This is a genomic window from Corynebacterium sp. HMSC05D03 (assembly GCF_001807205.1).
GTDB lineage: Bacteria > Actinomycetota > Actinomycetes > Mycobacteriales > Mycobacteriaceae > Corynebacterium > Corynebacterium aurimucosum.
Window position 1 is genome coordinate 1 of record NZ_KV788185.1, and the last position, 7,632, is coordinate 7,632.

The 7,632-nt window shown below is 60.3% G+C and carries 8 protein-coding genes; 4 read left to right on the top strand and 4 right to left on the bottom strand.

The annotated features are described in order from the left end of the window. The 4 genes from HMPREF3147_RS09465 to HMPREF3147_RS09475 form a co-directional block, all read left to right on the top strand. The coding region (locus HMPREF3147_RS09465; protein WP_141740733.1) for a recombinase family protein at positions 1-524 on the top strand (524 nt) is incomplete at its 5' end. A 152-nt stretch (positions 525-676) separates the two neighbouring features. Further along, on the top strand, positions 677-1,717 hold the full coding sequence (locus HMPREF3147_RS09470; protein ID WP_246815759.1) for a DUF4192 domain-containing protein: 1,041 nt from the start codon (positions 677-679) through the stop codon (positions 1,715-1,717). Between the two features lie 160 nt (positions 1,718-1,877). Then, positions 1,878-2,021 (top strand): hypothetical protein, encoded by a 144-nt coding sequence (locus HMPREF3147_RS12875; protein WP_016456431.1) that lies wholly within the window; start codon positions 1,878-1,880, stop codon positions 2,019-2,021. 91 nt (positions 2,022-2,112) lie between these two features. Next, positions 2,113-2,538 carry a single-stranded DNA-binding protein gene (locus HMPREF3147_RS09475; protein ID WP_070446974.1) on the top strand — a complete coding sequence of 142 codons (426 nt, stop codon included), beginning with the start codon at positions 2,113-2,115 and terminating at the stop codon, positions 2,536-2,538. A gap of 569 nt (positions 2,539-3,107) precedes the next feature. Here the strand turns inward: HMPREF3147_RS09475 and HMPREF3147_RS09480 are convergent. From HMPREF3147_RS09480 to HMPREF3147_RS09490, 4 genes are all read right to left on the bottom strand, one after another. Then, positions 3,108-4,439 carry a hypothetical protein gene (locus HMPREF3147_RS09480; protein ID WP_016456429.1) on the bottom strand — a complete coding sequence of 444 codons (1,332 nt, stop codon included), beginning with the start codon at positions 4,437-4,439 and terminating at the stop codon, positions 3,108-3,110. 270 nt (positions 4,440-4,709) lie between these two features. Beyond that, the gene (locus tag HMPREF3147_RS12740) at positions 4,710-4,940 is read right to left on the bottom strand and encodes a hypothetical protein (RefSeq protein ID WP_070431900.1); all 231 of its coding nucleotides are present in this window, start codon (positions 4,938-4,940) and stop codon (positions 4,710-4,712) included. Positions 4,941-5,982: 1,042 nt separating this feature from the next. Then, on the bottom strand, positions 5,983-6,252 hold the full coding sequence (locus HMPREF3147_RS09485; protein ID WP_049181627.1) for a hypothetical protein: 270 nt from the start codon (positions 6,250-6,252) through the stop codon (positions 5,983-5,985). Between the two features lie 171 nt (positions 6,253-6,423). Further along, positions 6,424-6,732 (bottom strand): helix-turn-helix domain-containing protein, encoded by a 309-nt coding sequence (locus HMPREF3147_RS09490; RefSeq protein ID WP_024058948.1) that lies wholly within the window; start codon positions 6,730-6,732, stop codon positions 6,424-6,426. Positions 6,733-7,632: the final 900 nt, after the last annotated feature.

The following is a 7,632-nucleotide window of genomic DNA, read 5'->3' on the forward strand; positions in this document are numbered from 1 at the left end:
CAGGCTCGAAGTCATCTGAGCGTTCAGGCTCTGGCTGCGACCCGGACCACATCTACTCAGACACCATCTCCGGCACCAACTGGCAACGGCCTGGTCTTGATGACGCGCTGGCGTACATGCGCCCCGACGACACGCTCGTTGTCACGCGCTTGGACAGGCTCGGCCGCAGCCTCGCGGACACCGTGAACACCATCGCTGACCTCGCCGAGCGTGACATCAACGTCAAGGTGTTGGAGCCAGCGCTGGACACGTCGAAGCCCACCGACAAGGTGGTTATCAACGTCATGGCAAGTCTTGCCGAGTGGGAGCGTGACCTGCTTGTCCAGCGCACCCGTGAGGGCGTGGCGCACGCCCGCGCACAGGGCAGGGTCGCCGGCCCCAAGCCGAAGCTCAGCGCTGAGCAGGCGCAGATGGCCAAGGAGCTTATCGACGGCGGCAAGTCCGTCAGCGCTGTAGCGCGCACCTTTAACGTCTCGCGGCCGACGATCTATCGCGCTCTCAAGCGCATCGAAGCCGACGCTTAAGCACAGGCTGCGTCGCTAGCGCTCGCACCCGGCGAGAAGGCATCAGGCTGCGCTAGCGACGCTCGGCACACATGAGTGCTGCACTGCTGGGATACGCCTGCGACCGGCAGAGCCGGGCCGAATACGGGATTGACCACATACACCCCGTATTCGTGCAAAGGAGCACTGCCATGTCCACCCATTCTCACACGCTTGCATCCCACGGCGAGATCCTCGCGAACCTCCCCGGCATCCTCGGGTTCTACCCGAACAACTCGCTGATCCTCGCGTTCTTCGTCGACGACGAGGGCGTCGACACCGTCCGCCTCGGCCCGGTCGCACGGTTCGACCTGGACGAAGCAGTGGAGAAGCTCACCGAGAGCCGCGAGCGGTTCGCAGCGTGGGTCCACCACCTCGAACTCGACGCTGTTATCGCGTACATGATCAGCGATGACATTGCGCAGCCGGTCTTCGACGAGACGGCCACGTACCTCACCAGCGGGGCCTCGCCGCTACCGCCGCTGCTCGGGGTGGTGCAGGTGCCCGAGATCGTCACTGGGGCTGCTTGGTGGTCTGTGTACCAGCATCCGCTCATCGACGAGCCGCGCCACGGTGTTGTCGGCGAGGTCGCCGCATCAGCGGCGCTGCAGCAGATGCTAGAGCACACCGGCGAGCTGCCGGAGCCGAGCAAAGACGACATCGAGGCACGGTTGAACAGCACTGACCACGGCATCGACGCTGCCGAGCACGCCGACATCATCGAAGACGCGCTGGCGTATATCCCGCCCATGTTCGCAGACGTGCTGCAGCGTGAGTATGAGCAGGCGGCGGCAGGGATCACCCAGCCGAGCGCTCGCGCTGTTCGGTCTGCGCTGAAATGCTTCACCACGCCGCGCTTGCGGGACACGCTGCTTGCCGCACTGCTCGATGACCCGCAGGCGGGCCTTGCGTTCATAGAGAAGGTTATGCGCGCTGTCCCGACCAGCTGGCCAGGCATGCGCTCGCAGCTCACCGCCACTGTTGCCGTGCTCGCTCACGCCACAGGCCAGCCGGGGCTAGCTGGCGTGGCTGCGCAGCGAGCCACCGAGATCGGGCCAGACGAGAACTTCCCGTCGCTGGTGGCGAAGCTGACCGATATCGGCCAGGGCGAGCGGATGGTCGAGCTTGTCCGCGAGGGCGCTGAGAAGACCCGCACGATCTTGTTTGCCGAGTAGCACCACACACCCCGTTGTAGCAATGCAACGGGGTTTCTTTTTCTCGCGGGGCCTTGGCTTGCGACGACAGACACCGCAACGAGGCAGGGGAGTGACCTTTAGACAGCAGAGCTGTCTCCAACAGACGGATTGACCATCAATCCGAACAAGGAGGCACGTGATGCGCGACATCACCCACACCGACCTGGAACTGCTCTACCAGCTCGCCGACGGCATCGACGGCGAGGACGCCGATCCGGGCGCAGCACAAGAACTGCGCGACCTAGAGGCGGCAGGCACACCGCTGCCCTGGGCAGTGTTGTAACGACAGCGCAACCGCCCCGCAGCAGCAAAGCAGCTGCTTAAGTACCCAAATTGCACGGCAAATCACACCCACTCACGTAAGGAGAACCAACATGTCCAACCCCTTCAACAACGGCACCATCGTCGGCAACGCAGCTCGCGCACCCAAGCTGTTCGAGCACGCAAACGGCGGCGCGACGGTGAAGCTCAGCGTCTATGCGCGCAACACCTTCAAGAACAAGTCCACCGGCAAGGTGGAAAGCGAGATCGTGGAGCTGACCGGCTACGTCCAGGACGCCGCGAACCCCGGTGTGTTCGGCTGCATCGGCTCCGGCGATCGCGTTGCGGTGAGCTACTCGCTCAAGACCGACGTCTACACCGACAAGGACGGTGTGAAGCAGTACCCGCTGGTGGCGCGCATCGACACGGTGCAGCTGATCGATTCCAAGAAGGAGTCCGCTGCTCGCGCTGCCCGTCGCGGAGGCGAGGCGGCGACCGCCGCCCTGCCTGGCGCTGAGGGCGAAGAAGTACCGTTCTAACTACGAAACCCCGCAGGGAAACCTGCGGGGTTATTTTTTCAACCATTTCACACGCCAATTTGCTGCGAATCACTTGTGCAGTTTTACGGTGCAGTGGTGCGGTGCTTTTACTGGCGTTTCTGCTGCGCAACTCACTGCACTATGTAGTGTCTGTGACATTTCATTAACACGTAGGTTGCACTGTGTATTGGGCACCCATTTCATCGACACGTTTACTGCGCAATCAAATGCCCTGTCACTTTAATGACATGTGAATTGGGCAGTGAAGTGGTTTGTCATCCTATTGACACCTTTACTACGCAACAGAATGACAACGACATTCTGTCGGCCCTTCTACGGACATCTCTTCTGCGCAGCACATGCCCCGTCGTACACACCGACGTGCTGCGCACTATCTCCGCCACTCAACAGGCCAATTCACTGCGCAACGTAGTGACACCGGCCCCGCCTAGCCGAGATTTCTTCGATTTTCGCTGAATATCAGCCGTTTACCCGCCGCCAATGACCTACGACGCCGACGGCCCCCTGTTAGGCCCGCAGAAGGCCGTACAGGGCAGGGGAGAGCAGTGCTACAACTCCATACCGCCATCACGATCACGCTGCTGTTGCTGCTGGCGGCGCTTCTCGATGCGCTCGCGTGCACGCTGCTGCGCCCCGCCCTTCTTGCCTGAGGTCTGCGACTGCCTGAACAGCGTGTAACGCTCAAGCAACTCTGGGCTGCGATGCAGTTCTTGCACCAGGAACTTCTTATCCAAGTGCTCCAACTGTTGTCCTGACTTCACCGCTTCTTCGATGATGATGGCGGCTTCATCTTCGGCGTCCGTGTGCGCGTTGCGGCGGATCTGATCAGCCTCATCGCGGGCATCCTTGCGCGTTACTGCAGCGTCGCGTGTGGCCTCGTCGCGGATGCTCGTGGCCTCATCTCGTGCTTTGCTGCGGATCGTCTCGGCGTCGCGCTCAGCCTGCTTACGGGCCTCGTCGGTCTTGCGAGTGATCGTCTCTGCTTCGCTGCGAGCTGCGGCTGTAATATCGCCCGCCTTGGCCCGCGCAGTCTCTTCGGCTCGTTCGAGCAGCTCGTCTGCTTGCGCTTCGGCCAGGCCCAACTCCTGCTCAGCATCCTTGCGTGCTTCGCTGCGGATCTCTTCGGCTTCTTGCTCGGCCTTCTCGCGTGCTTCCTTGAGCACACGCTCGGCAACCTCGCGAGCCTGTGCTTCAGCATTCTCCTGTACGCGCTGGGCTGCTTCGCGGGCTTCTTGCGCCTGTTCAAGTTCCTTAGCAGCCTGCTCGCGGTCACGATCAATTGCGTCCATGTCGCGCTGCACGGATCGCTTCTTGACTTCCACATCATCCTCGCGCTTGGCGAGATCGCGCTCCCGGTCTTGTTGCTCGGTGTAGCGGTCGAGGTTGAGTGACTCGTCATGACGTTCGGAGACTTCTAGTTCCACCGGATAGCCGAGCGAGTGCATGTGTTCGCGCAGGCCCCGTTGCGCGTCGATGAACTTCTGGTTACCCGAGATCTGCTTGCCCTTCTTCGGGCCGGATGTGTACCGCACTGAGGTGTCAGTGTTGTACGCGATGCCGGGGCGGCAACGGAGCTTGTCGGGATCTTCGGGCTTCGGTGAGAACGTATCCGCCTGGAACTGGATGTGTGGCGTTGATTCGTCAAAGTTCATATCACCGCCAGCGACTGCGTCGATACCGCCGGGGATGAAGTTTTCTGCAAGCCAGCGCATTGACTCTTCGAGGTACTGCTTTGCTTCCTCGTAGTCGCGGGCGACATAGCGCGGACGTTTCACTTCGCGCCCGTCCACCTCACTGGTGTAGTAGTCGGGGATCTCCTTGCACATCGACTTCGGCAGATACACGACGAACAGCGACGTCTTGAAACTGTTCTTCTGCACGCGCACTCCGTCCATCCGAGGCGTCTACGGCCGCCACAGGGCCGTACAGCCGCTGCCACAAAGATGAACCAATCGAGTCGCGGCGCTACACATTTGCATCAACAGCTGCCGCTGGATCTGCTGCAGCGCGACGCGCTGCGAAACACACGTCGCTGGCGGTGCTCATTACATGCGCTTGCGCGCATATCTCCGCCGCGAGCGTGATGCGTCTGCACCGATACTGTGCTTATGGCACGGGCCGATATGGAGTGTGTTACTCAGCCCGTGTCGTTACCCCCGCAGCAGCATCAACACCGCCTGGCGGCGGATGGCTCGCTGCGGGATTTTCACCACCCTGCAATAACCGCCTAACGGCGGTGTCACGGTGCAGGGTGTGGCTGTGCGCACCACGTAGGCGATGTCGGTCTTGCCGTTCAGTTCGACGCCGTGGCACGTTCGCAAGCTCACGTTGCACACGGCGTGCGCGATGACGCGGGAAGACGCCGCAAGCGGCGTTTCCACCCGTCATCGGCCCTTACTTTAAGACCGACATACAACGACTGACGCCGTATGTGGTGCGCACAGCGTGGCGACCTGCAGGTTTTGCGTAGGCACCATGTGCGCTTCGCGCATCAACGGGCCGTTTCGGGTAAGGGTCGAAGACCGCATTAAGACCCGAAACACGCAGGTCGCAGCCCCCTTCTGTGTCAAAACCCCTATATGTTTGTCGTTATAGGGGTAGAAGGGGGAAAAGGGCATAAGGGGGTGCGACGCCTCCGCTGCGCTCCGGCGCTCGGCATAGCCGAGGCACTGCACCGGGTATTACTGCTCGCTGGCGCTCGCATAACCCGGTGCCCGGCGCTGGCGCGCCGCCCCCTACAGCCCCAGTCTCAGACCTCGCTCGCTCGGTCTGGCTGGTGCTGTCTTGCCCTCCGCTTGCGCTCCGGTCAAGATGCCCAATAGTGCAGCTGGCGCTGCACCTTGTGTGATGACCCATGCTCTGCATCACGACACTGCCGGCAATCCGATATATCCCGTTGATATACATTCGGATATGCCAGCATCGATGTGTCGTGTTTGGGTCATCACGAAACGCTCCATCACGGCAAGCCTGCCGAGATGGATATTGGCGTATCTCACGACGCGGCATTATGCGGCATGCGCCGCATACCATCTGCCGTCGCGGTTGCATCTTCAGCAGCACAGCTGCTGAAATCTGCTCTGTCCACGCTGCTGTCTTTGCTGCACCCACGGCCCCGTCTTCGGCATATTTCAAGTCCACACAAGACTATGCCGGCCAGAACCGCGCATAACAGCAGCGCGACATACCGCCAGCCATGTGGCGGATGATCCAGGCGACGGGGCAGACGTGTATATGCCCCGTCGCCGATACCGGCGCAAGCATCGTGACAGTGTCACGTGTAGCGGTGCCGCAGCCACCCGCACACACGCGAAAACCCCGCCCTTGCGAGCGGGGTGTGTGGCGACATCAAACGTGACGGCTGTACGTCGTCACGCCGCGTGGCCGTACACACATGAGGTGATTGCGTGTACGGCTAAAGGGTTAGTCGGGTACAACTTCTAGATGCCGCTTCGGCTTACTGCCCTCGGTGCTCTCAGGCGTGTCGCCGTCACCGTTCTCAGGTGTATCGCTGTCCCCTTCGGTGCTGGCGGACTTGTCACCGTCGAGATTCACCTCGAACTCTTCGGCATACTTGCGCAACTGCGCAAGGCGCTCCTTTGTCGCTTTGTGTGCACGGCGCGCCTCGTTCACGGTATCTTTTGCTTGCTGCTCATCGCGCAGCGCTGCTGCGTAATCGTCTCTGAAAGACATGGTTTGTTCTCCTTGGTTGAATGAACTGTTTATTTGGACTCGGGGCACGACGGTGGAGCGCGCGTGTGTAGTAGCACGGCCATCACCCATCAGCCCTCGCACTCAGTTCAAGACCCAGCCTGACTAGCTGAGCTAAGCGGCGGGATCTCGTCGTAGGCGGGTTTGTCCGCATTAGTGCTTCACACCGCCCAGCACCGTGACGAGCTGCTGGCGCTGCTCATCTGTCAGTTGGGGCGCTGCATTCACGACGGCATCGACGAAGCCGTCGAATAGCTGCGGGGCAGGGCGGCGTGCGGCCGCGAGGTAGGCGTCGAGATCGTCTTGGCGAATCCGATAGGCGGTGCCGAAACGGTGGAATGAAAGACGGCCCTCTTTAATAGCTTTTCGCAACGTGGACTCGGAGCCGACGCCGAGATCGGCGAGTTCCTGCAGCGTGTAAAAGCGTGGCGCGACGGCGGTAGTCGTGTCCTTTTCGGACATAGAAAAACGCTCCTGGGCAGATTGATCTGTCCCGGAGCGGGGTGCTTTACCGGCTTGCTATTCAGGCGGCTTGGAGTGCCGTGCTCAACTCGCTAGAACGGTGGTCTGCCGTCCCATCGCTTTACGGGAGCGCTTACTCCCTACCTGACCGCTTTTGTGGTTGGCAATGCCGTTGCCGACCGGTCTATCTCGTCGGAGGAACCGCGCCTATCACGGTCGAGAGGCTGTCTCTTTATGAATTATCCTCGGGGTTATCCCCCGTATGCGGCTGGCTAAACCAAAAACGAATTAAAACGCCACATACGGTCTGGGGGCCATCGTACGGAACTTATGCGTCGCGCACAATAGCCTGCGACCTAATCTTTACGAATCGAACCGAGCACGTTTCTACACGCCACGTGGCACGGCTGGGGTGTTGTGGTGGGGCAGCTGTTGTGTGGCGGCATGGTGACACGCAAGGGGCGCGCCTTTTTGTGACCTGTGACACGTCTATAGTGTGCTCGTTTCGTAGTTTTGACCTCGTTTCGTAATTTGCCGATCAAAATACGAAAAAATTACGAAACGCTCTACCTGCGGTTTCGTAGAACTACGAAAATCGGAAAACCAAATTACGAAACACGCGATAACGCTGTGACCTGCACAGACACGTCACATTTCGGGGATGTTTCGTAATTTTGCGGCATTTCGACCCAAACCTTTTAAGGGAGAGACACAGACACACATTACGGGCACATGTCTACGACATAGACCGTCCTCATTGAGGGCACGCTGCAGGGGTTGTAGCTATGTGACACGGCCGGGATGCTGCGTCACGGTGACACGCAAGGGGCGCGCCTTTTTATGACCTGTGACACGTCTGTAGCGCGCTCGTTTCGTAATTTGCCGATCAAAATACGAAAA